The organism is Planococcus wigleyi, from assembly GCF_014836985.1.
Taxonomy (GTDB): domain Bacteria; phylum Bacillota; class Bacilli; order Bacillales_A; family Planococcaceae; genus Planococcus; species Planococcus notacanthi.
In genome coordinates this window covers 456326-481138 of the sequence record NZ_JACSPU010000004.1, presented here as the reverse complement: position 1 = coordinate 481138, position 24813 = coordinate 456326, and the positions used below count along the sequence as shown (strand labels likewise).

Sequence of the window (24813 nt, the reverse complement as noted above, 5' to 3'; positions counted from 1 at the left end):
AAGAAAAAGGGGGACTTATCATGTCGACGAAAAAGTTGTTGTCGGTGATCGGTTTGTCTATTGTGGGAATACTTCTGCTTATTGCAGTCTTTACTTCCTGGTATACAGTAGATGAATCCGAACAGGCAGTCATTGTTACATTTGGTGTAGCAAATGAAACCAATACAGAGGCCGGACTGCATTTCAAATTGCCTTGGCCAATTCAAAAAGCGGAAATCCTCTCCAAAGAAACGTATAGCCTGCAATTCGGCTATAACCAGAACGCTGAAGGGGAGATTGTGGCTTTCGATAAGGAAACCAAGATGATTACAGGAGACGAAAACATCGTCTTAACTGACTTGGTAGTCCAGTGGAAAATCACGGACCCTAAAAAATACTTGTTTAATGCGGAAGCGCCACAGGACATTTTGCACGATGCAACCTCTGCTTCCATCCGCTCCATCATCGGCAGTTCATTGATCGATGATGCCCTGACATCCGGAAAGGCCGAAATTGAAGCCGAAACCCGCGATTTGCTCGCCTCATTGATTGAGAAATACGATATCGGCATCACGGTTCTGGCAGTCAAACTGCAGGACGTCGAGCTGCCGAACGAAGAAGTGCGCGCGGCATTTACAAATGTAACCGATGCCCGAGAAACGATGAATACGAAAATCAATGAAGCGAAGAAGTATGAAAACCAAAAACGCAACGAAGCGTTGGGCGAAAAAGCCGCCATCAATTCACGTGCAGAAGGTGAAAAAGTTGCTCGTGTCCAACAGGCAACAGGGGATGTGGCTTTATTCGATAAGCTGTATCTGGAATATGACAACAATCCCGAAGTGACGAAACAGCGGATCGTCATGGAAACGCTGGAATCCGTTCTGCCAAATGCGAAACTGTACATTATGAACGACGATGGCGGGACCATGAAGTACTTGCCGCTGGATGGGCTGCAGACAGCAGTTCCGCCCGCGGCTGAAACGGAAGAAGAAGGGGGCGGCAATTAATGGAACCGAATAAACCCTTAGATGAAGTGAAAAAATACAACCCTTATGCAAAACCGAAAAAGAAAAAAGAACCGAAAGATCCCATTGATTTCAAAAAATACTGGAAGTTGATAGCCGGTCTGACAATCGCTTTCGCTGTGCTGCTTATCGTTTTGACGAACGTTTATGTGGTGAAGGAAAGTGAATACCGGGTTGTCCGCCAGTTTGGGGAAGTTGTAAAAATCCAGGAAGAGCCTGGCATCAAAATGAAAATCCCTTTTATCCAAAGTGTTACGACTTTGCCGAACTACCAAATGACTTATGACGTGTCCGAAGCGGAAATCAACACCAAAGACAAAAAACGCATCATTATTGATAATTATGCAGTTTGGCACGTAGTGAATCCGCTTGATCTTATTTCAAATGCCGGGACGATCGTCAATGCAGAAAGCCGGATGGAAGAATTCATTTATTCAGTGGTACGGACAGAACTTGGGCAATTGAATTACGATGAAATCATCAATGATGAAAATTCGTCCCGCGGTAGCCTGAACGATAATGTCACTGCTAAAGTCAATGAGCTGCTGGAAAAAGATCAATACGGCATCCGAGTGATGGATGTCCGCATCAAGCGTACGGATCTGCCTGAAGAAAATGAGCAGTCCGTGTACACGCGGATGATTTCAGAACGTGATTCCACCGCTCAGGACTATTTGTCACAAGGCGATGCGAAAAAACGTGAAATCGAAGCACAAGCTGATCGGGAAGCGCAGGAAGTAATTGCGACGGCACGTAAGGAAGCGGCATTGATCCAGGCTGAAGGTGAGTCGGAAGCTGCGAAAATCTATAACCAATCATTCTCGAAAGATCCCGAATTCTATGAACTGTACCGTTCATTGGAATCCTATAAGAAAACAATTGGTGATGACACAGTGATTATTCTGCCGTCGGATTCTCCATATGCGGATATTCTATCCGGTAATTTCGAATAAGGCCAAGGCCGTCATTTCTCTTCTATTTGCCCGCGTGGTAAAATAAAGGGAATGACGGCTTTTTTTATGGAAAGGGGTAATTTTGTGGCAAAGAAAATACTTTTATTAGATGGGAACAGCTTGGCGTATCGTGCGTTTTTCGCCTTGCCGCTGTTGACCAATGAAAATGGCATCCATACGAATGCAGTATACGGATTTACCATGATGCTTCAACGGGTATTGGAGGAAGAAAAGCCGACACATATGATCGTAGCTTTTGACGCGGGGAAAACGACTTTCCGGCATAAGACGTTCAGCGAATACAAAGGCGGACGGCAAAAGACGCCGCCTGAGTTATCGGAACAATTTCCTTATTTGAAAAAATTGATCGATGCGTACCGGATCAAACGCTATGAATTGGAGAATTACGAAGCGGATGATATTATCGGTACCTTGAGCTTGGAAGCGGAGCGGGAAGGCGACGAAGTAGTGGTCATTTCAGGAGATAAAGATTTGACGCAATTGGCTTCGCCGTCGACAACCGTTTACATCACCCGAAAAGGCATCACCGATATTGAGAAATATACAGTAGAACATATTAAAGAAAAGTATGGACTGACACCTCTTCAAATCATCGACATGAAAGGGCTGATGGGCGACTCTTCAGATAATATTCCGGGTGTGCCGGGTGTCGGTGAAAAAACGGCGTTGAAATTGTTGGCAGCCCATGGATCGGTTGAAGGCGTCTATGAAGCCATTGAACAGCAAAAAGGAAAAATGAAGGAAAAGTTGGTTGCCAATGAAGATCTTGCCTATATCAGCAAACAACTGGCTACCATCGAACGCAATGCACCGATTGACATCAGCATCGAGGAATTAAGCTATGCAGGACCGGACCAGGATGAATTGGTGAAAGTTTGGAATGAACTGGCGTTTAAATCCTTATTGGAGAAAATGGATTATACAGCTGAAGAAACCGTCAAAGAAGAATTGACATTCGAAGTGCTGTCAACTGTGGATCCGGCTATTCTGAAGGATGAAATGGCGGTTCACCTGGAATTGTATGATGAGCATTACCATAGCTGTGATTTGCTTGGGGTCTCTCTGGCGACTGACACGGAAACGTATGTGATTCCCATGGGGGTTGTGGAGCAGTCGAAGGAATTCCGTGATTGGTTCAAAGATCCATCGAAGAAAAAATTCATGGCGGATTCGAAAGCCGCAACCGCAGCATTTTTGCGCTGTGGCATTGAGCTGAAAGGCGTCGATTTCGATTTGATGCTGGGCGCTTACATCGTCAATCCTTCGCTCACTTACACGGATATGGCGAGCATTGTGCAAGAGTATGGCTATACAGATGTTTCCACCAATGAACAGATTTACGGAAAAGGCGCTAAGAAGAAAGTGCCGGAAGATTCAATTCTACACGAGCATATCGCCAGAAAAGCACGGACCATTTGGAAAGTGCGTCCGTTGGTCGTAGACAAGCTGGAAGAAAACGAGCAATTTGATTTGTATGACAAACTGGAATTGCCGCTAGCGACTGTTCTTGGCCAAATGGAATCATTGGGCGTCATGGTCGACCGCAACCAATTATCCGAAATGGGCAAGGAATTGTCCCATAAGCTGGAGAAAATCGAGTCGGACATTTACAGTCTGGCTGGACAGGAATTCAATATCAATTCACCGAAGCAACTGGGTGTAGTCCTGTTTGAGCATTTGGGATTGCCGGCGTTGAAGAAAACGAAGACAGGCTATTCAACAGCAGCGGACGTCCTGGAGAAACTGGAAGGCCAGCATGAAATTATTTCCCATATCTTGTTGTACCGCCAATTAGGCAAGTTGTTGTCTACTTATATAGAAGGTTTATTGAAAGAAATCCATAAAGACGGCAAAGTCCATACACGCTTCCAGCAAGCACTGACGACAACGGGACGCCTCAGTTCCACCAATCCGAATCTGCAGAACATTCCTGTGCGCCTGGAAGAAGGACGCAAGATCCGCAAAGCCTTTGTTCCATCCGAACCGGGCTGGGTGATGGTGGCCGCCGATTATTCGCAGATTGAATTACGAGTATTGGCGGATATGTCGGAAGATGAGCGATTGGTTCAGGCATTTAAAGACGATCGCGATATCCATACGACGACAGCAAGCGATGTTTTCCACGTGCCTGAAGAACAAGTTACCGGCGATATGCGAAGAGCGGCAAAAGCCGTCAACTTCGGAATTGTCTACGGCATCAGCGATTATGGCCTGTCACAGAACCTGAACATCACCCGGAAAGAAGCGGCAGCATTTATCGAGCGTTATTTCGAAAGCTTCCCTGGCGTTAAGACGTATATGACTACTATTGTTGCAGATGCCAAGCGGGATGGGTTTGTGACGACTTTGATGAACCGCCGGCGTTACTTGCCGGACATTACCAGCTCGAATTTCAATTTGCGCAGTTTTGCTGAGCGGACGGCAATGAATACACCGATTCAAGGCAGTGCAGCAGACATCATCAAAAAAGCTATGATCGATATGGATGCCGCATTAGAGCGTGAAGATATGCAAACGCGCATGTTGCTGCAAGTGCATGATGAATTGATTTTTGAAGCACCGCCGGAAGAAGTGGACAAACTCATGAAATTGGTGCCTGAAATAATGGAAAATGCAGTGAAGCTGAGCGTTCCATTAAAAGTCGACATTGCACAAGGCGACACTTGGTACGACACTAAATGACAGGAGGGCAACGATATGCCTGAACTTCCGGAAGTGGAAGGTGTCGTTCGGCAGATCCGTCCCGTCTCTATTGGAAAAAAGATTGAAGCAGTAGAAGTTTCAGACACCATCCGTGTGTCGAAAACGAACGGCAAAGAAGCGATCATTAAACGGATGGAAGCTGACCGGTTTATCGATAGCCTGGTCGGTGCACAAATCATCCGTGTCGAACGGCGCAGCAAATACATTTATTTTACATTGCGAAATGAAAACGAATTTTTATTGGTCAATCATTTGGGGATGTCGGGAGCCTGGTTTTATGTCGACCAGCTGCAGTCCATTCCTGAAGACAAATTCCGGCGGCATGTCCATGTGGTCCTAACATTAAGCGATGGCAATTTACTGGCGTTTTCTGATATCCGCCGCTTCGGGGAAATGAGGGTATTGCAGGAAGAGGCGGATTTTCCGCCCTTGCTGCTGATGGCACCAGAGCCTTTTGAAGCAGTCGCCCTCGATCATTTCCTTTTGATGGCGGAAAGCCCAAAATACCGGAACAAGGCCATCAAAGAAGTGATCATGGATGGCCAGGTCATTTCTGGCTGCGGCAACATTTATGCTACTGAAGCGCTTTTTAAAATGAAAATTCACCCGAAACGGGCTGCCAGCCGGATCAGCAAAAAACGCAAAGTGGAACTATTCGAAGCCATTGTGGCCGTTTTACTGGAAAGCATTGAAGCAGGAGGCAGTACCATTTCGGATTACCGCAACATCAACGGCGAATCGGGCAGCATGCAAAACCGTTTTGGCATGTATGGAAAAAAACAATGCATGGTATGTGGAACGATGACAAAAACCTTGAAAATAGGCGGGCGGGCATCGGTTTACTGTCCCGCTTGCCAGAAATGAGGATGGATGATGATCATTGGATTGACAGGCAGTATTGCCAGTGGAAAAAGCACGGTATCGGAAATGCTGAAAAACTCTGGATATCCGATTATTGATGCGGACCTTGTTGCGCGTCAGGTTGTAGAACCAGGTTCCGATACACTCGAACAAATTGAACAGGCATTCGGTCCGGAGGTAATTCGGGAAGATGGAACGATGGACCGGCCAAAAGTGGGGGAAATCATTTTCAACGATCCCGCCAAGAGGAAAATCCTGAATGACATAATCCACCCGGCCATCCGCCAGGAAATGCTTCAGCAGCGCCATGATTACATGACAGAAGGATATAAGACCATCGTTATGGACATTCCCTTGTTGTTTGAAAGCCGCCTTCAGCATCTGGTGGATAAAATTCTGGTCGTCAGCGTAACAGAAGAAAATCAATTCAACCGGTTGGTGGAGCGAAACGGCTTTACGGAAAAAGAGGCACGGGCTCGCATCAGTTCACAATTGCCGATGTCGGTGAAAGAAGATGGTGCGGATGCGGTTATATACAATAATGGAACATTGGATGAAACAAAATGGCAATTGAACAGAATTTTGGATAACTGGAAAGCGAGTCCAGAAAAAGAATAGAGATATGTGGTTTTTAAGGTTCTCTAAATGGTTAATTGTGTTATACTATATAAGAAATTAAAAACATCAGTATAACTTAATTATAAACGGAGGACTCCCACATGACAGTTTCTATTGCAATTAACGGATTTGGCCGTATTGGCCGTATGGTTTTCAGACAGGCGATAATGATGGACGATGTCACAATTACGGCAGTCAACGCCACTCATCCAGCTGAAACCCTGGCGCATTTGATTAAGTATGACACAAATCACGGCACCTTCGCAGGTGACGTATCTTCAGAAGAGGATGCATTAATTGTTAACGGGAAACGTGTTCAATTGGTAAGCGAACGCAATCCTTTGAATCTGCCATGGAAAGAAATGGGCATTGATATTGTCATTGAAGCGACAGGCAAATTCAATTCACGCGAGAAAGCGGCTCAGCATTTAGAAGCAGGAGCTAAGAAAGTCATTTTGACGGCACCTGGCAAAAAAGAGGATATCACGATCGTTATGGGCGTCAACGATGAAAAGTTGGATATCGACCAACATGACATCATCTCCAATGCAAGCTGCACAACAAACTGTCTTGCGCCTGTTGTCAAAGTGCTCCATGACAAATTTGGCATCGAAAACGGTTTGATGACGACAATCCACTCTTACACAAATGACCAGCAGAACTTAGATAACCCGCATAAAGATCTTCGCCGGGCACGGGCATGTGCACAATCCATCATTCCAACTTCTACAGGTGCTGCGAAAGCGTTATCATTAGTATTGCCTGAATTACAGGGCAAACTTCATGGTATGGCATTGCGTGTACCGACACCGAATGTATCTCTTGTGGATTTGGTAGTTGACCTGGAGACAGGAGTGACCATCGAAGAAGTCAATCAGGCTTTTGTCGAAGCATCTGAAAATGGTTTAGCTGGAATTTTAAGCTTAACGATGGAGCCGTTGGTTTCTGTCGACTTCAACAGCAATCCTAGTTCAGCGATTATAGACGGTTTGTCGACAATGGTCATTGGTGACCGGAAAGTGAAAGTTCTGGCATGGTATGATAACGAATGGGGCTATTCAGCACGTGTCATCGATTTGACCAAAAAAGTTGCTCAGGCTATGGTACTGGTATCTAAATAAGGTCTTACATCCCGTTTCTTCCAGAACGTCTGGAGAAACGGGGTTTTTTTATGGAAAATTTAATGAAAGTTTTTCAATATCCAAAAGATATTATTATTGCAATTGCGATAAATCCGTTTTATACTATGAATCGTAGTTGAAAAACGACTACCACTTCTGAATTTCCATCATGTACCTCGGAATTAGGAGCGTAAGATTTTTATTCACATGACTGCTTAAAGGGTTAGGACCTCTTTGGACTAACTTTCCCCCGTGGTAGTCAACTTTGAATATTTTGCGCAAAAAACAAAATGATATCAAAGGGGGAAAACGAACCATGGAAACAATGGGACGTCACGTAATTGCAGAACTTTGGCAGTGTGATTTTGACAAATTAAACGATATGGATTTTATCGAACAAACTTTTGTTGATGCTGCACTCAAATCTGGAGCTGAAGTAAGAGAGGTAGCTTTTCATAAATTCGCGCCACAAGGTGTCAGCGGAGTTGTGATCATCTCTGAATCTCACTTAACCATCCACAGCTTCCCGGAACACGGCTATGCAAGTGTAGATGTTTATACTTGCGGCGATTTAGATCCAACTATTGCAGCGAAATATATCGCAGAAGCGCTAGGGTCAACCTCAAGTGAGCTTGTCGAAATTCCGCGCGGTATGGGTCCGGTCAGTGTTGAGAAATCCAAAGTTTCAGTAACTGTATAATCCATTTAACAAAAAACACTAAGCAGGGGACAAAATCCTCTGCTTTTTCTATTTTCCCAATGAATTTTTGTTATACTAGATACACTAGATAGAGAAGTTAGGGAGATGTCGAAATGAAATGTCCAGCTTGCCAACATAACGGCACACGTGTTGTCGATTCACGGCCAATCGATGAAATGAAGTCAATCAGAAGGCGCAGAGAATGTGAGTCATGCGGTTACCGCTTTACCACTTTCGAAAAAGTCGAAGAAATGCCGCTGATTGTCGTCAAAAAAGATGGGTCACGTGAAGAGTTCAGCCGTGAAAAAGTATTGCGGGGCTTAATTCGTGCTTGCGAAAAACGGCCGGTATCTTTGGAAGTATTGGAAGAAGTCGTCTTTACGATCGAGAAAGACCTGCGCCGAGCAGGCAACCCGGAAGTGAAATCCGAAGAAGTCGGTGAATTGGTCATGAACCGGCTGGCAACAATCGATGAAGTGGCATATGTGCGCTTCGCCTCTGTTTACCGCCAATTCAAAGACATTACAGTCTTTATCGACGAACTGAAGGATTTGCTCAATAAAAGTCCGGAAGATAAGAAAAGCGAATAAGGCGGTGACTTATGACTGCGTATTATAAAGAATTACAAGCTGCTGATCCGTATCGGATCCGCTTGCCGTACCCGTTCTCAAATTATGACCGGCAATTGTTGACGATGCTGTATCAGCCGATGATTGGAGCGGAAGCCATCGCGTTGTATTTGACGCTGTGGGCGGAAGCAGAAGGCGCTAAGGAAGAGGCAACGCATTACACGCTGATGAATACATTGGGAAACCCCATCGCGAAAATTTTTGAAGCAAGAATTCAATTGGAAGCGATCGGTTTGCTGAAGACTTATCGGAAAAACACGGATGACCGCTGCTTTATCTATGAGTTATGTCCGCCGTTAGACCCGAAAACCTTTTTTATGGATCCTTTGTTGTCGATGTTCCTATTCAGCAAAATCGGTGAAACGTCTTATCGCCGTGTACGCGATCGTTTTCTTGTGCACAATGAAATCCCTTCGGATTTTGACGAAGTGTCGCGGACGTTCACGGATATTTTCCAGCCTGTCCATGCGAAAGCAGGATATCCTCCGGCACAGCAGGATTTGCAGGAACGGAAAAAAGGTGGATACGAATCTGATTTCGAGTTTGATTTTACTTTGCTTCGCCAAGGACTGTCAGAACAGCTGGTGCCTCGGCGAGTTTTGACCGCTGTCATCAGAGAGTTCATTTCCAAACTGGCTTATCTGTATGGATGGGGGCCATTGGAAATGCAAAAAGTGGTTTTGCTGGCGATTGAAGACGATTACCGTTTGACGGTGGAGGGGCTGAAACGAGCAGCATCCGAGTACTATAAATTGACAGTTTCCACTACTGCTCCTCAGCTCGTCCAAATGCAGAAGGAAACTCCGAAACTGCCGGAAACAGAAGGAGAGGAAGTTCCGAAAACCAAACAGGACGAATTGCTGGCCTATTTGGAAACGGCGCCACCGATTCAAGTGCTCCGCGACATCGCTGATGGCAACGAACCGCTGCCGGCAGATGTCCAGCTGGCCAATCAGTTGGTGGTAACCCATGGCATGAAGCCGGCTGTCGTCAATGTGCTGCTCCAGTATGTACTCTTGCGTACTGATATGAAACTGACAAAAGCGTACGTGGAAAAAATCGCTTCGCATTGGCTGCGCAAAAATGTTACTACGGCAAAAGAAGCGATGGAACTGGCTCGCGTCGAGCATATGCAGTATATGAAGTGGAAATCAGAAGGCTCGCCTACGACAGTTGCCAAGCCGTTTACAGGCAACGGAAACCGAAAACCGCTGCGTGAAGAAAAGCTGCCGGAATGGTTCCATAATAAGGATCAGGCACGTGTCGTCAAGACCGGACCGAAAAACGATAGCCTGGAAGTGGAAAAACAAAAACTTCTTGCGAAACTTGCGCTGAAGAAAGGAAAAGGTGGTTAAATGGAACCGATTCGTGAAACATTGAAACGTGTAGTCAATGCGCCTGCTTTCTCTGAGCGATACAACGACATGCGCAAAGAAGTGCTGGCCCATCCCGGGGTCCAAAAATTCCGGGAAGACCATGCAGACGAAATAGATGATTCCACCATTGATAGAGGGCTTGGGAAGTTATATGAATATATTGATCAGTCCCATGACTGCAATAAATGCCCAAGTGTAGATGCATGCATCAACCATTTGAAAGGTTTCGAACCGAATCTGGTATTGGAGCGCGGCACCATCGGCATCTCTTACACCAAATGCCGTTTGAAAGAAGCCGCAGACAACAAACGCCATGCCTCTTCACTGATTCACAGCATGTACATGCCGAAAGAAGTCATGCAGGCGACATTGGATAAATTTGATGCAGACGAAAGCCGGATGGAAGCGTTGATGGCTGTCGGGGAATTTCTGGATCAGGTGACTGGGCCTGGCAGCCTGCCTGAAAAAGGCTTGTATTTGTACGGTCAATTCGGCATCGGCAAATCGTATTTATTGAGCGCAGCCGCCAACGAACTGGCCGAACTGAATGTCAAAACGGTATTGGTGTTCGTCCCTGAATTCATGCGGGAAATGAAACAAGCAATCGGTGACCAGACCTTGCAGGAGAAAGTCGACTACGTCAAAAAGGCCGATGTCCTGATGCTCGATGATATCGGAGCAGAAGCGATGTCGAGCTGGACGCGCGATGAAGTGCTCGGAACGATTCTCCATTACCGGATGGCTGAAAAACTCCCGACTTTCATGTCATCGAACTTTAGTTATTCGGAGTTGGAACATCATCTGACTTACTCACAGCGCGGAGAAAAAGAAGATTTGAAAGCTGCACGCGTCATGGAGCGGATTCGTGCCTTGACCAAGCCAGTGAAGCTGGAAGGTCTTAATCGCCGGAATTAACCGCTGGAAGTATTGCGTTTTAGCCCATTTCGGTTTATAGTAAAGACAATCAAGCAAAGATTTTACATGCGCAGACAAGGACAATAGTGGAATTGTACGACTTTCAGAGAGAGAAGCCCAGGCTGTAAGCTTCTTAAGTACCGGCAATCCCATTTACCACCTTCGAGCAGCAGCTGTGAACGTTTTTATCAGTAGCAGCTGACGGTACCGGCCCGTTAGCCGATGCAGAGCTTCATTCGAACGGATCTGTCCGTATCGAATAGAAGAAGGGTGGAACCACGAACTAAAGCTTCGTCCCTTTTGGGATGGAGCTTTTTTGCGTGGAAAAAAAGAAAGGCGGAAGCGGCTGTGTAGAGCCATAAGGCTTAAGGTGAGCCGCTGAAGCTGGACAAAGAAAAGCGGGAATACCAAGCCAGACCCTGTGGCAAGGCATTTCCGGCAGAACATATAAAAGGAGAGATTGGCATGGCAGACATGATTCAACTGAAATTCCCTGATGGAGCAGTAAAAGAGTTTGAACAGGGCACAACTACTGAGGAAATTGCACAATCAATCAGTCCGGGATTACGCAAAAAAGCGTTGGCCGGCAAAGTAGGCGACAAACTAGTCGATTTGCGTGCACCGTTGAAGGAAGATGGAGACATCGCCATCATCACACCAGAATCGGATGAGGCATTGGAAATTTTGCGTCACAGTACTGCTCACTTATTGGCACAAGCAATCAAACGGATGTATCCGGATGCAAAACTCGGTGTAGGTCCGGTCATCGAAAACGGTTTTTATTACGATATCGATACAGAGACAGCCATCACTTCAGAAGACTTGCCATTGATTGAAAAAGAAATGAAGCAACTGATCAACGAGAACTTCGAAATCATCCGCCAGGACGTAACTCGTGCAGAAGCTCAAGAACGTTTTGCGGCAATTGAAGATCCTTACAAATTGGAGCTGCTTGAAGCAATTCCAGAAGGCGATCAAGTATCCATCTACGAACAAGGCGACTTTTTTGACTTGTGCCGAGGCATTCACGTGCCTTCGACAGGAAAACTGAAAGAGTTCAAATTATTGAGTGTTGCCGGAGCTTATTGGAGAGGGAACAGCGACAACAAAATGCTTCAGCGCATCTACGGAACTGCATTCTTCAAGAAAGAAGACCTGAAAGCGCATTTGGCTATGCTGGAGGAAGCGAAAGAACGCGACCATCGCAAAATAGGGAAAGAACTGGATTTGTTCATGAATTCCCAGAAAGTTGGGCAAGGCTTGCCGATGTGGCTTCCTAAAGGGGCGACAATCCGCCGCATCATCGAACGATATATTGTCGACAAAGAAGAACGTCTGGGCTATGACCACGTTTATACTCCGGTAATGGGAAGCGTGGAGCTGTATAAAACGAGCGGCCACTGGGATCATTACCAGGATGATATGTTCCCGGTCATGAAAATGGATAACGAGGAATTGGTGCTGCGTCCAATGAACTGCCCGCATCATATGATGATTTTCAAACAAGGCATTCATTCATACCGCCAAATGCCGGTCCGTATTGCGGAACTTGGCTTGATGCACCGCTACGAAATGTCAGGTGCTTTGTCTGGATTGCAGCGTGTCCGCGGCATGACATTGAACGATGCCCACATCTTCGTCCGTCCAGACCAGATCAAAGAAGAATTCAAGCGTGTTGTTAATTTGGTGGTGGAAGTCTATAAAGATTTCGACATCAAGGATTATTCATTCCGTTTGTCCTACCGCGATCCGGCTGACAAAGAAAAATACTTTGACGATGATGCTATGTGGAACCGCGCACAAGCCATGCTGAAAGAAGCAATGGACGAACTGGAAATCGATTATATCGAAGTAGAAGGCGAAGCGGCATTCTACGGACCGAAAGTGGATGTTCAAGTGAAAACGGCGCTTGGCAAAGAAGAAACATTGTCGACTGTCCAGCTTGATTTCCTTCTGCCGGAACGCTTTGACTTGTCGTATATCGGCGAAGATGGCAAACAGCACCGTCCGGTCGTAATCCACCGTGGAGTCGTTTCGACTATGGAGCGTTTTGTGGCATTCCTGATTGAAGAATACAAAGGGGCATTCCCGACTTGGCTAGCACCAGTCCAGGTGGAATTGATTCCAGTATCGCTTGATGCACACAGTGCTTATACAAAAGAACTGCAAGAAAAACTGCAGAATCACAAGATCCGTGTGGACATTGATGAGCGCGATGAAAAGCTGGGCTATAAGATCCGCGAAGCACAAATGCAGAAAGTTCCTTATATGCTGGTCATCGGAGACAAGGAATTGGAAGCCGGTTCTGTCAACGTCCGCAAATACGGGGAGCAAAAATCTGAAAGCATGCCATTTGAAGACTTCGTGAAACTGGTTCAAAGCGAACTTCGCTAGAAGGGTTGACAGGTCCAAAGGCACGTGATATTATAGTTAAGGTTATAGAATACTTATATGTGCAAGCAGGAGCACCCGCTTCTCACCTGATCGACCGATTGTTGGCAGGTATACACGATTGACTTTTACACGCAGAAAGAAGCGTGTTGTCATATTTGCGGGTGGACCTCTGTGGTCCACCCGCTTTTGTTTTGATCGGAACCCTGTAAACCGGTTCGGCCGGTTCACACATTTAAGCTATTCGCGACACTATCCGGAGGTGGATTACTATTAGCAAAGACATTAATGTAAATGACGGTATTCGTGCACGTGAGTTGCGAGTTATTGATCAAAACGGTGAACAACTTGGCATCAAAACACGTAACGAAGCACTTGAAATTGCAGCTCGTGTCAACTTGGATCTTGTTCTTGTGGCTCCTCAAGCTAAGCCGCCGGTTGCTCGTATCATGGACCATGGTAAATTCAAGTTCGAGCAGCAAAAGAAAGATCGTGAAATCCGTAAAAATCAGAAAGTGATAGTCGTCAAAGAAGTTCGCTTAAGCCCTTCAATTGACGATCACGATTTCAACACGAAACTTCGCAACGCGATCAAGTTCCTTGAAAAAGGCGACAAAGTGAAAGCTTCTATTCGTTTTAAAGGCCGTGCAATTACGCACAAAGAAATCGGACAACGTGTTCTTGAACGTTTCGCAGAAGCGTGCAAAGAAGTTGCAACGGTTGAACAGCGCCCTAAAATGGATGGTCGCAGCATGTTCTTGATGCTTGCACCAGTCAACGAAAAAGAATAAGAGATCATTGTTTAGGAGGAATTCGAAATGCCGAAAATGAAAAGCCATAGAGGTGCGTCTAAACGTTTCAAAAAAACGGGTACTGGTAAAGTAAGACGCAACAGCTCACACACTAGCCACTTATTTGCAAACAAATCAACTAAGCAAAAGCGTAAACTTCGCAAAGGGAAATTAGTTTCTTCAGGCGACTTGAAACGCATCAAATCATTAATCTATAACATGAAATAAGAAAAGCGTAAGCGCCCGTATAGATTCGATGGGCATAAGACGAAGAGGCGAAGCGGTGCTTATTGCCGCACAGCTGCTTTAGCTTATGATTCCGAGAACTGGGTGCTGAAGTCTAGACAAGCAACAAAAAATCGAATTTTATATATTCAGCAGGAGGTAATGTGATATGCCACGCGTAAAAGGTGGAACAGTGACGCGCCAGCGTCGTAAAAAGGTCATTAAATTAGCAAAAGGTTATTATGGTGCAAAGCACATCCTTTTCAAAGTAGCAAACCAACAGGTAATGAAGTCAGGTAACTATGCTTACCGTGACCGTCGCAACAAAAAACGTGATTTCCGTAAACTATGGATCACACGTATCAACGCAGCAGCTCGCATGAACGACATTTCATACAGCCGTCTTATGCACGGATTGAAAGTTGCGGGCATCGACATCAACCGCAAAATGCTAGCTGAAATCGCTGTATCTGATGCAGCTGCATTCACAGCATTGGTTGACCAAGCGAAGCAAGCAGTAGCTAAGTAATAAAAGCGTAAGCGCCTGACCAAGCGGTTCATAGACATCACACAACTAGAAAGCTGCAATGCTCAGGCGTTTAGCGAACAATAAAAAAGACTGACGAATTTTCGTCAGTCTTTTCTTATGGAGGAAAACCTTATGTTCTTAATTATTGCTGCATATTTCGCGATTTTGACCATCATGGCTTTCACTATGATGAAGGTCGACAAACACCAGGCTCAACGGCGCGGACAACGGATTCCTGAAAAGAACCTGTGGACTGTTGCCATTTTTGGCGGAGGCATCGGCGCTTATCTTGGCATGATGGCATTTCGCCACAAAACGAAGCACACCAATTTCCGTGTCGGTTTTTTGATGCTTGCCATGCTGGATGCCGCCATTTTAATCTGGTGCTACCTGAAATTTTTTAATGGATGGGCATAATGCTCATTGGTTTTGCTTCATTAACTGTTCAATCGGATTTTTCCAATTGATGCGGGCTTCGGGATAATTCATTAAGATCTCTTTTTCGAGGAAATGGAAATCCTCTTTCGTGAAGCCCTGCAATTTGTCGGGATTTTCTACCCACACAAAGATGGAAACCACTTCGAATGCATTTTCAGTAGTACCAAGATATTTTTCGCCTTCGAACAACACGCCACGAAAAGCGATGAAAAAGTTCTTTTGTACATTTTTTACATCATCAAGGAAATAATACGTACCTGATTCAAGGGCAGAGTCTAATTTTCTTTTCGGATCTACAATAAAACGGATCAATCGATAGAATAAGTAGATAATCAATGCCAGTACAATGAGGCGTATGAGAAAAGCCATCTAAATTACCTCCTAAGTTACATAGTCCTATCTGTCTTATATACGAATCAAAAGTAGTTTGGTTTCAAGATTTATTCTGTTAAAAGGGGAGATTTTTATGAATTTGCATGAACTATTCAAAATGCAGGAAGAATTGGACCGATTTATTCAATCGAATCAGGAAATCAACGAAGACGTTTTCAGAAAGAAAGGTTTAGCTTTATTAGTGGAGTTAGCTGAACTGGCGAATGAAACGCGCTGCTTCAAATTTTGGAGTACCAAAGGACCTTCTGAGCGGTCGGTCATTTTAGAGGAATACGTTGACTCGATTCATTTCTTGCTGTCACTCGGTATTGAGAAGGATTTGAATACCTTAAAGAAGTGGCCCGAGCCCGTAGCGGAAACGGATTTGACGGAGCTGTTTTTGCTGACTCAAAAAGCCATTCAAGAGTTTCTGGAGAATTATTCAATGTCCAATTTCATGGAGATTTGGAGCTGCTATGGCGGATTGGCTTTAGCATTGGAATTCAGCTACGAAGAAGTCCTCGAAGCCTATATCCAAAAGAATAAAACCAATTACGACCGCCAGCATAACGGCTATTGAAAGAATGAATGTTTTGATAACTGAGCAGGATTGCATTATAATGGAAAAGCAACGGATTACTTAGGAGGTCGAAATAATGTCTACTCTAGATGAAACACAATTGATGTTAAAAGAATTGACGGATGCGAACGGCATTCCTGGAAATGAGCGCCAATCGCGTGAAGTCATGAAAAAATACATAGCACCATTTGCCGATTCCATAGAAACAGATGGCTTGGGAAGTTTGATTGCACGAAAAGAAGGACTGGCTGACGGACCTAAGATCATGGTAGCTGGCCATTTGGACGAGGTCGGTTTTATGGTCACGCAAATTGACGAAAAAGGCTTCTTGAAATTCCAACCGGTAGGCGGCTGGTGGTCACAAGTGATGCTGGCGCAGCGCGTGACAATCACAACGCGCAACGGCAAGGAAATTACAGGGGTGATCGGTTCCAAGCCACCGCATATCCTGTCTCCGGAAGCGCGCAAAAAACCTGTCGAAATCAAAGACATGTTCATTGATATCGGCGCATCTTCGCGTGAAGAAGTGAAAGAGTGGGGCGTGACTCCCGGCGACATGGTCACTCCATATTTCGAGTTCACGGTAATGAACAATGAAAAATTGCTGATGGCGAAAGCTTGGGACAACCGCATTGGTTGTGCAATCGCTATCGATGTTCTAAAAGGACTGAAAGGCGTCGACCACCCGAACGTGGTTTACGGAGTGGGTACGGTGCAGGAAGAAATCGGCTTGCGCGGCGCTAAAACAGCGACTGCCCAAATACAGCCGGATATCGGGTTTGCTGTGGACGTGGGCATTGCCGGCGATACACCGGGGATTACCAGCAAAGAGTCCAACAGCAAGATGGGCGATGGCCCGCAATTGTTGCTGTTCGATGCTTCGATGGTTTCCCATCGCGGCTTGCGTGAACTGGTCGTAGACACGGCTGAAGAAGCAGGCATTCCGTATCAGTTCGAAACGATTGCCGGCGGCGGAACAGATGCCGGATCTATCCATTTGACGGCAAACGGAGTTCCTGCCTTGGCGATCGGCGTAGCGACACGCTATATCCACTCGCACGCAGGCATCCTGCATCGCGACGATTACGAAAATGCCGTGAAACTGATTATTGAAGTGATCAAAAAGCTCGATAAAGACACAGTGGCGCGCATTACATTTGAATAAACTGGATGACCTCTTCGCTTGGCGAAGGGGTTTTTTTGTTTTTAGTTGATTCTGCAAACAACTATCGCGTTTCCGCAAACAACCCTTTAAATAGAAATGAAGCATAAACGGATACTGGAAATATGTTATGTTTAGTTTACATTGTGTTATAAAAACCGAAGATATCTCCAGGAAGGTGAAACCAATGCTTAAGAATTGCGTAAAAGAGTTGAGAGTTCGCTCTGTTAAGTGCATGTAACCTACCAGGCGATTGTCTTTATTGAATAGAAGAGTTTTGGCATTCTATCACTTTGTCGCTGAAACTCGCCCAACTATTGCAGATATCTCTGGATGAAAGATTTTTCCTTTGTATTTTTTGAACTTCCGCAATTACTTGAAGGAGGAGACTGAATGATTTATGAATATTTCCTGGTTTTTTTAGGAGCCGCAATTCCGTGGTTTGAAATTGCTTTAGTCATTCCGCTCGGCATCATCTGGGGCTTGTCGCCATTTTGGGTGATGGTGCTGGCTTTTGTCGGCAATATGGTGACTGTGCTGGCGTTGATTATCGGCTTTGACCGGTTTCAGATCTGGTACAACAAGCGCCAGGAAGCGAAAGGCAAAGCTGTTTCGAAAAAGAACGAACGCGCCAAACGAATTTGGAATAAATACGGCTTGCCCGGTCTCGCCATGCTTGGACCTATTTTGATTGGGACGCATATCGCAGCTTTCATCGGCATGACACTCGGCGCCACCAAAAAGAACACGACCCTTTGGCTGACCATCAGCATCGCCGTCTGGACATTGGCTTTCGGCATTTTAACAGCTCTTGGCTTTGATTTCTTCACGAGGGAAATCTAAGCTGTGTCCAGACTCCAGCGCCCAGCCCCTCGAGTCGCTTCAGCCTTTCCAGCGCTTGTCGGGGCTAGATGGGCGCTTCCGCTTTTCTGTATGCTATACTGGAGCTATTCTGAAATAAAGGCGTGATCCTGTAATGAAAAGAATTGAATCGAACCAAAACTCACTCGTTAAGCATTGGAAAAAGCTTGGAACGACCCGGAAAGAACGCGATAAATTCGCGGAATTCCTGGTCGAAGGCTTTCATTTAACGGAAGAGGCTTTAAAGAAAAAAGAGCTGATCAAGTCATTGATCGTCCGTGAAGGTGTGGACATTCCAGCAGACTGGGACGTTGAAGGAGTTCCTCAATATTCCGTAACAGCGGGTGTAGCAAAAGAAATATCGGAAACCGAACATACACAGGGCATTTTTGCACATTGTGCGCAGCCTGAGTTTGCGGAAGACGAGCAGAAGACATGGACGAAGCTTCTGATGATCGATGCTGTCCAGGATCCGGGCAATATCGGCACAATGATCCGTACAGCATCGGCGAGCGGCATCGACGCCGTGATTCTGGGCAAAGGATGCGCAGATCCGTATAATCCGAAAACCGTGCGTTCGGCGCAAGGGTCGCATTTCCAAATCCCTGTCGTTAAAGGGGAATTGATTGAGTGGATCGAACAGTCCAAAGCAAGCGGCATCCAAATTTTCGGGACGGCATTGCAAAACTCGGTGCCGGTCCATGAAGCGGAGACGAATGAGAAATTTGCTTTAATCGTTGGGAATGAAGGCAGCGGCGTTGACCAAGTGCTGCTTCAGCAGACAGACCAAAACCTGATGGTGCCGCTTTACGGCAGTGCAGAGTCGTTGAATGTCGCAGTAGCAACTGGCATTCTTTTGTATAGTCTCGTCCCGAAAAACTAAGTTTGATAAAAGCCGTGAACTTTCGTATAATGAAAGAGTAAATATAAGTAAAAGCGAAGAACGGGAAAAGTACGTTGCGCCCTTACATCACAGAGATTCCGCACCTTGACTGGAAGTGTGGATATGTAAACGCCTCGGAAGTTCACCCCGCGAGCTGCCCGACGGGACCAGTAGAAATACTGTAAAGATGGGCCGGTGAAGAGCCGTTATGTAAATGAGTGATTGCTGTATGGCGATAACTAGGGTGGTACCGCGAATAATGCCTCGTCCCTTTTCTGGGACGGGGCTTTTTACTGTCTAAGGAGGAGAAAAGAATGGAAGCACAATTGCAGGAATTGAAAACACAGGCACTCGATCAGATTGCCGCAGCTTCAACGGTCAAAGAACTGAACGACGTCCGCGTGGCGTATTTAGGGAAAAAAGGGCCGATTACGGATTTATTGAAAGGCATGGGGAAACTCCCGGCTGAAGAACGTCCGAAAATGGGTGCTTTGGTCAATGTTGTACGTGAAGAAGTGACAACTCAATTGGAAGGCCGTATGGCTATCCTGGAAGAAGAAGCGATCAATATGAAGCTGCAAAGTGAAACAATCGACATCACCTTGCCAGGACGCCCTGTGAAAACAGGCAATTCGCATCCGTTGACGCGCGTTGTGGAAGAAATCGAAGACTTGTTTATTTCCATGGGCTACGAAGTGGCAGAAGGACCGGAAGTGGAAAAGGATTATTATAACTTTGAAGCGTTGAATTTGCCGAAAGGTCATCCGGCTCGCGATATGCAGGATTCCTTCTATATAACAGAAGATATTCTATTGCGTACACATACGTCACCGGTACAGGCGCGTACGATGGAAGCCAAAGGCGGAGAACCGATTAAAATCATCTGCCCAGGCAAAGTGTATCGCCGCGACAGCGATGACGCAACGCATTCGCACCAGTTCACGCAAATAGAGGGATTGGTCATCGGAGAAGATATCCGCATGAGCGACTTGAAAGGGACACTTTCCGTCTTCGCCAAGAAAATGTTCGGCGACGACCGCGAAATCCGTCTTCGCCCAAGCTTCTTCCCATTCACGGAGCCTTCTGTGGAAATGGATATTTCCTGCTTCAAATGCGGCGGCAGTGGCTGCAACGTCTGTAAAAAAACAGGCTGGATCGAAATTCTGGGCGCTGGAATGGTGCATCCGAATGTTCTTGAAATGGCCGGCTATGATTCAAAACGCCTGACTGGATTCGCTTTCGGCATGGGGCCTGAGCGCATTGCCATGTTGAAATATGGCGTTGAAGATATCCGTCATTTCTATACGAACGATGTCCGCTTTTTATCCCAATTCCAACGTACAGAACTTTAAGGAGGAAATAAAACATGCTCGTATCCATTAATTGGTTGAAAGACTATGTAAATACACAACAATTGCCACCCGCTGAATTGGGTGAAAAAATAACGCGTTCCGGTATCGAAGTGGACGCAGTCATCGACCGTTCGCATGGCATGACAAATATCGTCGTCGGCTATGTCGAGTCGTGCGTCAAGCATCCGGAAGCCGATAAACTATCCATTTGCCAAGTCAATATTGGCGAAGAAACCACTCAAATTATCTGTGGCGCACCGAATATCGCAGCTGGACAAAAAGTCATTGTGGCTCGTCCTGGCGCAAAACTTCCTGGCGATATCAAGATCAAGAAAGCGAAGCTTCGTGGAGAAGAATCCCGTGGCATGATCTGCTCGCTGCAGGAACTGGGCATTGAAGGCAAGCTGGTACCGAAAGCTTATGCAGAAGGTATCTATGTATTGCCGGAAGATGCGGAAACAGGATCTGACGTCATCACCAATTTCGATTTGGATGACACAGTGTTGGAACTGGGCTTGACGCCAAACCGTGCAGACGCGATGAGCATGCTTGGAGTCGCTTATGAAGTGGGTGCGATTCTTTCCGAAGAAGTGCAGCTTCCTGAAATCAGCTACAACGAAGTATCCGATACTGCGGCGTCAATGTTGACGTTGAATGTGGATGCACCTGAAGCCAATCCATTATATGTCGCAAAAGTGGTCCGCAACATCAAAGTACAGGAATCGCCAATGTGGCTGCAACAGCGTTTAATGGCAGCCGGCGTCCGCCCGCATAACAATGTGGTCGATGTCACCAACTACATTTTGATGGAATACGGCCAGCCGCTTCACGCATTTGATTACGATGCACTGGGAACTGGGAATATCACAGTTCGCTACGCCAAAGAAGGCGAAATGATCACTACGCTTGACGACGCAGAACGTAAATTATCCGGCCATCACCTGGTCATCACCAATGGTGAAAAACCAGTGGCGATTGCTGGTGTAATGGGTGGAGCCAACTCAGAAGTAAGTGATTCGACAACGACAGTTGTCATCGAATCGGCTTATTTTGCATCAGGATCTGTTCGCCAGACATCGAAAGATCACGGACTTCGCAGCGATGCAAGTTCACGCTACGAAAAAGGCGTTGATCCAAATCGTGTCATCCCGGCTGCAGAACGTGCGGCGCAATTGCTGTCTGAACTTGCCGGCGGGGAAGTATTGGCGGGATCAGTGGTATTTGACGAATTAAATAAAGAAGAGAAAATCGTTAAAGTTTCTCCGGATTTCATTAACAGCCGTCTCGGCATGAAAATTGCTTTCGAAGACATGCTGGACATTCTGAAGCGCCTGAAATTCGATACACAAGCAGTAAATGGCCAATTGGTGATTTCGGTACCAACACGCCGCCAGGATATTCAAATTCCTGAAGACGTGGTGGAAGAAATCGCACGCCTTTATGGCTATGACGAAATTCCAGCAACCTTGCCGGAAGCGGAAACAACGCCAGGCGGTTTGACGCCTTACCAGGCAAAACGCCGCATTGTCCGCAACCTGATGGAAGGCGCCGGTTTGCTTCAGGCGACGACGTATTCACTGACTTCCGAGAAATCAGCGAAGCAATTCGCTTTGGAAGAAACGGATACGACGCGTCTGTTGATGCCGATGAGCGAAGAGCGCAGCATCCTTCGCCAAAGCTTGCTTCCGCATCTTTTGGAATCTGTTACGTATAACACAGCGAGAAGAATGGATTCAGTGGCATTGTATGAAACTGGTTCAGTCTTCCTAAAAGGCGATAACGAGCTTTTGAACGAGCAGGAGCATTTGGCAGTCGCAATGACCGGTCTTTGGCTTGATAACAGCTGGCAGGGCGAGAAAAAGCCAGTCGACTTTTTCGTCCTGAAAGGCATTGTGGAAAGCCTTGCCGATAAACTTGGCGTCCAATTGACGTTTGAACGCGGCCAAATGGATGATTTGCATCCAGGCAGAACGGCATTCATCATGCACAACGGCCAACGCATCGGTGTTATGGGCCAATTGCATCCGTCCGAGCAAAAAGCACGCGACTTAAAAACAACGATTGTCATGGAATTAAACCTGGCAGCGCTGTTGAACCTGGAATCAGAAGCTTTGGTCTATACGCCAGTGCCGCGCTATCCATCCATGTCACGCGATGTGGCATTAGTCCTTTCGAAAATTGTCGAAGCGGCAACGATTGAAACAGTCATCCGCAACGCAGGCGGCAAGCTATTGAAAGACGTCCGTGTATTTGACCTATACGAAGGCGATAAAATGGAAGAAGGCAAAAAATCAGTGGCCTTCTCCTTGACCTACTTCGATCCTGAGAAGACCTTGACGGACGAAGAAGTCATCAACGCACATGATAAAGTATTGGCAGCATTGACGGAAGTCGGCGCTGAGTTAAGAAGCTAATTTATTTTTGACTAAAATAACCCCTCGAGAAATTTTCTCGAGGGGATTATTTGTCTATCCACGCCGTTTCCCAGCCAACACCTTCGCCTTCCCCGTATTCGCAAAATGCACCTTCGTCAAACTCTTCAAATATTCCTCACCATGCTTCAGCAAAATCTTCGCTGCCGCTTCATCAACAATTTTCCCTGCCCCTTTCGGCAACGTGACGCCGGCTTCAGCGCTCATGCGGTCCATTTCTTCGAGAAAAGCGACACGGGCGATGATGGAAGCACAGGCAACTGATACATGGAGACCTTCTGCTTTAGTGGAGAACAGGACGTTCTCGCGGATGATTTCAGGTTCTTCTTTGATGTGTTTGTAGTAGATGCCGCGCTCGGCAAATTGGTCAATCAGGATGGCGTCCGGTTTTTCCGGCGCGATCTCATGAAGCACATGCTTCAGCGCCTGATTATGCAAAAGCGCTTTTATTTTACCTTGTGACCAGCCCTGGCCTTGCACTTTGTTGTATTTATCATTTTTCAAAGTCAGCACTTTATGGGCAAATGCTTCCCTTAAGTCGGGTGCCACTTGGCGCATCCATGCATCGGTAAGCTGCTTGGAATCTTTGACGCCGAGTTCATGGGCGAGTTCGACTTTGTCTGCAGGTACGTAACAGGCGGCGACAGTAATCGGGCCAAAGAAGTCGCCTGTACCGGTTTCGTCAGATCCGAGGACGGACAGCTTGGCGAAGCCGTCAGGCAGTTTATCGCCTTTAGTGGATACAGTTTTTTCAACTGCTGATTCTGCAGCACCCCATTTAGCGGCTTCACGAGCGGCACCGTTTCCTTGGAACATAACTTTTCCGGAAGTATAGACGGTGACAACGGCATCTGGCAGTTTAGCGCTGAAGCGGGCATAGGGATTTTTGGATTGAATTTGGTTTTTCTGGTAATGCGAGATCACCTGGAGGAGACTTTCTTCCGGGAGTTTCAGAACTGTATTTGACATGGATACGTCACCTTTCTTTGATTCACAATCGGCTTGTGTTCATGGTATGATGGTCTATAGAATTCCAAAGGGGGATATTGCATTGTCAGAGCAACATAAAATTCACACGGTCGTTGATATCTATGGCAACACCTATAAAATGGTCGGTACCGAGACTTCCGGCCACATGCGCCTGGTCGCATCGATCGTCGACAGCAAAATGCGCGAGATCAATGCCTTGAATCCATCACTGGATCAGGCGAAGCTTGCGGTCTTGACTGCATCAAATGCGGTACATGACTATCTTAAACTGAAAGAGCAAGTTGAACAATTAGAAAATGAATTGAAAAAACTGAAGGGTTGACGCTAATGCTTGATATACTTTTACTCATCATCCTGCTTGGCGGCATCATCGTTGGCGCCAAACGAGGCTTTATTGTCCAGCTGATCCACATGGTCGGCTTTGTTGTCGCTTTGATTGTGGCTTATAAGTACTATAAACCCTTGTCCGAATACTTCACGTTATGGATTCCGTACCCGGCAGTAAATGAAAACTCGCAGTTCACGATCGTCGTAGACCAATTGGATCTGGATCAGACTTTCTATCAATTATTGGCGTTTGCGCTTATTTTCTTTGTAGTGAAGTTCGGGTTGCAGCTGATTGCCTCTATGTTTGATTTCTTGAAGTTTTTGCCGGTGCTCGGATTTTTCAGCAAGATTCTTGGAGCGGTACTGGGTCTTATCGAAGTTTACATCCTATTGTTCATTTTCATCTATGTGTTCGCGCTGCTGCCTGTTGATGCAGTGCAGAACCAATTGGAGAATTCGGGAATTGCCCAGTCTATGCTTGAACATACGCCTTATTTCTCTGAGAAAGTGAAAGAATGGTGGTATATTTATATGTAGTAGGAACTTCTCTCTTACGAGGGAAGTTTTTTTAATCGA

General features: G+C 46.1%; 25 protein-coding genes and 2 other annotated features. Of the genes, 23 read left to right on the top strand and 2 right to left on the bottom strand.

Annotated features, from left to right (window positions below):
- Positions 1–20: 20 nt before the first annotated feature.
- From hflK to H9630_RS13695, 15 genes are all read left to right on the top strand, one after another.
- Positions 21–989, top strand: a complete 969-nt coding sequence (gene hflK / locus H9630_RS13765; protein ID WP_191716033.1) for an FtsH protease activity modulator HflK — start codon at positions 21–23, stop codon at positions 987–989.
- Positions 989–1960: a protease modulator HflC gene (gene hflC / locus H9630_RS13760; protein WP_191716032.1), complete on the top strand. Its 972-nt coding sequence runs from the start codon at positions 989–991 to the stop codon at positions 1958–1960. The genes hflK and hflC overlap by 1 nt, the downstream gene beginning before the upstream one ends.
- A 66-nt stretch (positions 1961–2026) precedes the next feature.
- The gene (gene polA / locus H9630_RS13755) at positions 2027–4663 is read left to right on the top strand and encodes a DNA polymerase I (RefSeq protein ID WP_191716031.1); all 2637 of its coding nucleotides are present in this window, start codon (positions 2027–2029) and stop codon (positions 4661–4663) included.
- Between the two features lie 15 nt (positions 4664–4678).
- Positions 4679–5548: a bifunctional DNA-formamidopyrimidine glycosylase/DNA-(apurinic or apyrimidinic site) lyase gene (mutM, locus tag H9630_RS13750; RefSeq protein ID WP_191716030.1), complete on the top strand. Its 870-nt coding sequence runs from the start codon at positions 4679–4681 to the stop codon at positions 5546–5548.
- Between the two features lie 9 nt (positions 5549–5557).
- On the top strand, positions 5558–6163 hold the full coding sequence (coaE, locus tag H9630_RS13745) for a dephospho-CoA kinase (protein WP_191716077.1): 606 nt from the start codon (positions 5558–5560) through the stop codon (positions 6161–6163).
- 101 nt (positions 6164–6264) lie between these two features.
- The gene (locus tag H9630_RS13740) at positions 6265–7284 is read left to right on the top strand and encodes a glyceraldehyde-3-phosphate dehydrogenase (protein ID WP_191716029.1); all 1020 of its coding nucleotides are present in this window, start codon (positions 6265–6267) and stop codon (positions 7282–7284) included.
- Positions 7285–7600: 316 nt separating this feature from the next.
- Positions 7601–7984 (top strand): adenosylmethionine decarboxylase, encoded by a 384-nt coding sequence (speD, locus tag H9630_RS13735; protein WP_191716028.1) that lies wholly within the window; start codon positions 7601–7603, stop codon positions 7982–7984.
- A 113-nt stretch (positions 7985–8097) separates the two neighbouring features.
- On the top strand, positions 8098–8574 hold the full coding sequence (gene nrdR, locus H9630_RS13730; protein ID WP_191716027.1) for a transcriptional regulator NrdR: 477 nt from the start codon (positions 8098–8100) through the stop codon (positions 8572–8574).
- Positions 8575–8585: 11 nt separating this feature from the next.
- Positions 8586–9968 carry a replication initiation and membrane attachment family protein gene (locus tag H9630_RS13725; protein ID WP_191716026.1) on the top strand — a complete coding sequence of 461 codons (1383 nt, stop codon included), beginning with the start codon at positions 8586–8588 and terminating at the stop codon, positions 9966–9968.
- The gene (gene dnaI / locus H9630_RS13720; RefSeq protein ID WP_191716025.1) at positions 9969–10904 is read left to right on the top strand and encodes a primosomal protein DnaI; all 936 of its coding nucleotides are present in this window, start codon (positions 9969–9971) and stop codon (positions 10902–10904) included.
- A gap of 465 nt (positions 10905–11369) precedes the next feature.
- Complete coding sequence (thrS, locus tag H9630_RS13715; RefSeq protein ID WP_191716024.1) at positions 11370–13298, top strand: threonine--tRNA ligase; 1929 nt, start codon at positions 11370–11372, stop codon at positions 13296–13298.
- A gap of 57 nt (positions 13299–13355) precedes the next feature.
- Positions 13356–13496 (top strand) — a sequence feature (ribosomal protein L20 leader region).
- An 83-nt stretch (positions 13497–13579) separates the two neighbouring features.
- Positions 13580–14086 carry a translation initiation factor IF-3 gene (gene infC / locus H9630_RS13710; RefSeq protein ID WP_191716076.1) on the top strand — a complete coding sequence of 169 codons (507 nt, stop codon included), beginning with the start codon at positions 13580–13582 and terminating at the stop codon, positions 14084–14086.
- 27 nt (positions 14087–14113) lie between these two features.
- Positions 14114–14314, top strand: coding sequence for a 50S ribosomal protein L35 (gene rpmI / locus H9630_RS13705; RefSeq protein ID WP_191716023.1), 201 nt, complete (start codon positions 14114–14116; stop codon positions 14312–14314).
- Between the two features lie 166 nt (positions 14315–14480).
- Complete coding sequence (gene rplT / locus H9630_RS13700) at positions 14481–14840, top strand: 50S ribosomal protein L20 (RefSeq protein ID WP_146557605.1); 360 nt, start codon at positions 14481–14483, stop codon at positions 14838–14840.
- Positions 14841–14972: 132 nt separating this feature from the next.
- Positions 14973–15257: a DUF1294 domain-containing protein gene (locus H9630_RS13695; protein WP_191716022.1), complete on the top strand. Its 285-nt coding sequence runs from the start codon at positions 14973–14975 to the stop codon at positions 15255–15257.
- A gap of 3 nt (positions 15258–15260) precedes the next feature.
- On the opposite strand, the gene H9630_RS13690 is transcribed toward H9630_RS13695, so the two are convergent.
- Positions 15261–15647 carry a sigma-w pathway protein ysdB gene (locus H9630_RS13690; RefSeq protein WP_191716021.1) on the bottom strand — a complete coding sequence of 129 codons (387 nt, stop codon included), beginning with the start codon at positions 15645–15647 and terminating at the stop codon, positions 15261–15263.
- A 97-nt stretch (positions 15648–15744) separates the two neighbouring features.
- On the opposite strand from H9630_RS13690, the gene H9630_RS13685 reads away from it, so the two are divergent.
- From H9630_RS13685 to pheT, 6 genes are all read left to right on the top strand, one after another.
- Positions 15745–16230, top strand: a complete 486-nt coding sequence (locus H9630_RS13685) for a dUTP diphosphatase (protein ID WP_191716020.1) — start codon at positions 15745–15747, stop codon at positions 16228–16230.
- 76 nt (positions 16231–16306) lie between these two features.
- Positions 16307–17395: a M42 family metallopeptidase gene (locus H9630_RS13680; protein WP_191716019.1), complete on the top strand. Its 1089-nt coding sequence runs from the start codon at positions 16307–16309 to the stop codon at positions 17393–17395.
- A gap of 390 nt (positions 17396–17785) precedes the next feature.
- Positions 17786–18235, top strand: a complete 450-nt coding sequence (locus tag H9630_RS13675) for a small multi-drug export protein (RefSeq protein ID WP_191716018.1) — start codon at positions 17786–17788, stop codon at positions 18233–18235.
- 133 nt (positions 18236–18368) lie between these two features.
- The gene (locus H9630_RS13670) at positions 18369–19136 is read left to right on the top strand and encodes a TrmH family RNA methyltransferase (protein WP_191716017.1); all 768 of its coding nucleotides are present in this window, start codon (positions 18369–18371) and stop codon (positions 19134–19136) included.
- 47 nt (positions 19137–19183) lie between these two features.
- Positions 19184–19411: a binding site (T-box leader), on the top strand.
- A 39-nt stretch (positions 19412–19450) separates the two neighbouring features.
- A complete protein-coding gene (gene pheS / locus H9630_RS13665; RefSeq protein ID WP_191716016.1) occupies positions 19451–20488 on the top strand; it encodes a phenylalanine--tRNA ligase subunit alpha in 1038 nt (345 codons plus the stop codon).
- Positions 20489–20502: 14 nt separating this feature from the next.
- Positions 20503–22902 (top strand): phenylalanine--tRNA ligase subunit beta, encoded by a 2400-nt coding sequence (gene pheT / locus H9630_RS13660; RefSeq protein ID WP_191716015.1) that lies wholly within the window; start codon positions 20503–20505, stop codon positions 22900–22902.
- Positions 22903–22956: 54 nt separating this feature from the next.
- Here pheT and rnhC read toward each other — a convergent pair whose 3' ends face one another.
- Positions 22957–23889, bottom strand: coding sequence for a ribonuclease HIII (gene rnhC, locus H9630_RS13655; protein WP_191716014.1), 933 nt, complete (start codon positions 23887–23889; stop codon positions 22957–22959).
- A gap of 82 nt (positions 23890–23971) precedes the next feature.
- Between rnhC and zapA the strand changes: the two genes are divergently transcribed.
- Both zapA and H9630_RS13645 read left to right on the top strand, forming a co-directional pair.
- Complete coding sequence (zapA, locus tag H9630_RS13650; protein WP_065537053.1) at positions 23972–24232, top strand: cell division protein ZapA; 261 nt, start codon at positions 23972–23974, stop codon at positions 24230–24232.
- Between the two features lie 5 nt (positions 24233–24237).
- Positions 24238–24774 carry a CvpA family protein gene (locus H9630_RS13645; protein ID WP_191716013.1) on the top strand — a complete coding sequence of 179 codons (537 nt, stop codon included), beginning with the start codon at positions 24238–24240 and terminating at the stop codon, positions 24772–24774.
- The last annotated feature ends 39 nt before the right edge of the window (positions 24775–24813 follow it).

Bases quoted from the DNA above. Each gene is read 5' to 3' on its own strand.
- H9630_RS13690 (WP_191716021.1), bottom strand. From the start codon at position 15,647: ATGGCTTTTCTCATACGCCTCATTGTACTGGCATTGATTATCTACTTA.
- coaE (WP_191716077.1), top strand. From the start codon at position 5,558: ATGATCATTGGATTGACAGGCAGTATTGCCAGTGGAAAAAGCACGGTA.
- H9630_RS13680 (WP_191716019.1), top strand. From the start codon at position 16,307: ATGTCTACTCTAGATGAAACACAATTGATGTTAAAAGAATTGACGGAT.
- hflK (WP_191716033.1), top strand. From the start codon at position 21: ATGTCGACGAAAAAGTTGTTGTCGGTGATCGGTTTGTCTATTGTGGGA.
- rnhC (WP_191716014.1), bottom strand. From the start codon at position 23,889: ATGTCAAATACAGTTCTGAAACTCCCGGAAGAAAGTCTCCTCCAGGTG.
- speD (WP_191716028.1), top strand. From the start codon at position 7,601: ATGGAAACAATGGGACGTCACGTAATTGCAGAACTTTGGCAGTGTGAT.
- polA (WP_191716031.1), top strand. From the start codon at position 2,027: ATGGAAAGGGGTAATTTTGTGGCAAAGAAAATACTTTTATTAGATGGG.
- H9630_RS13740 (WP_191716029.1), top strand. From the start codon at position 6,265: ATGACAGTTTCTATTGCAATTAACGGATTTGGCCGTATTGGCCGTATG.
- mutM (WP_191716030.1), top strand. From the start codon at position 4,679: ATGCCTGAACTTCCGGAAGTGGAAGGTGTCGTTCGGCAGATCCGTCCC.
- hflC (WP_191716032.1), top strand. From the start codon at position 989: ATGGAACCGAATAAACCCTTAGATGAAGTGAAAAAATACAACCCTTAT.
- H9630_RS13675 (WP_191716018.1), top strand. From the start codon at position 17,786: ATGATTTATGAATATTTCCTGGTTTTTTTAGGAGCCGCAATTCCGTGG.
- rplT (WP_146557605.1), top strand. From the start codon at position 14,481: ATGCCACGCGTAAAAGGTGGAACAGTGACGCGCCAGCGTCGTAAAAAG.
- H9630_RS13685 (WP_191716020.1), top strand. From the start codon at position 15,745: ATGAATTTGCATGAACTATTCAAAATGCAGGAAGAATTGGACCGATTT.
- rpmI (WP_191716023.1), top strand. From the start codon at position 14,114: ATGCCGAAAATGAAAAGCCATAGAGGTGCGTCTAAACGTTTCAAAAAA.
- H9630_RS13645 (WP_191716013.1), top strand. From the start codon at position 24,238: ATGCTTGATATACTTTTACTCATCATCCTGCTTGGCGGCATCATCGTT.
- dnaI (WP_191716025.1), top strand. From the start codon at position 9,969: ATGGAACCGATTCGTGAAACATTGAAACGTGTAGTCAATGCGCCTGCT.
- thrS (WP_191716024.1), top strand. From the start codon at position 11,370: ATGGCAGACATGATTCAACTGAAATTCCCTGATGGAGCAGTAAAAGAG.
- H9630_RS13725 (WP_191716026.1), top strand. From the start codon at position 8,586: ATGACTGCGTATTATAAAGAATTACAAGCTGCTGATCCGTATCGGATC.
- H9630_RS13670 (WP_191716017.1), top strand. From the start codon at position 18,369: ATGAAAAGAATTGAATCGAACCAAAACTCACTCGTTAAGCATTGGAAA.
- nrdR (WP_191716027.1), top strand. From the start codon at position 8,098: ATGAAATGTCCAGCTTGCCAACATAACGGCACACGTGTTGTCGATTCA.
- pheS (WP_191716016.1), top strand. From the start codon at position 19,451: ATGGAAGCACAATTGCAGGAATTGAAAACACAGGCACTCGATCAGATT.
- H9630_RS13695 (WP_191716022.1), top strand. From the start codon at position 14,973: ATGTTCTTAATTATTGCTGCATATTTCGCGATTTTGACCATCATGGCT.
- pheT (WP_191716015.1), top strand. From the start codon at position 20,503: ATGCTCGTATCCATTAATTGGTTGAAAGACTATGTAAATACACAACAA.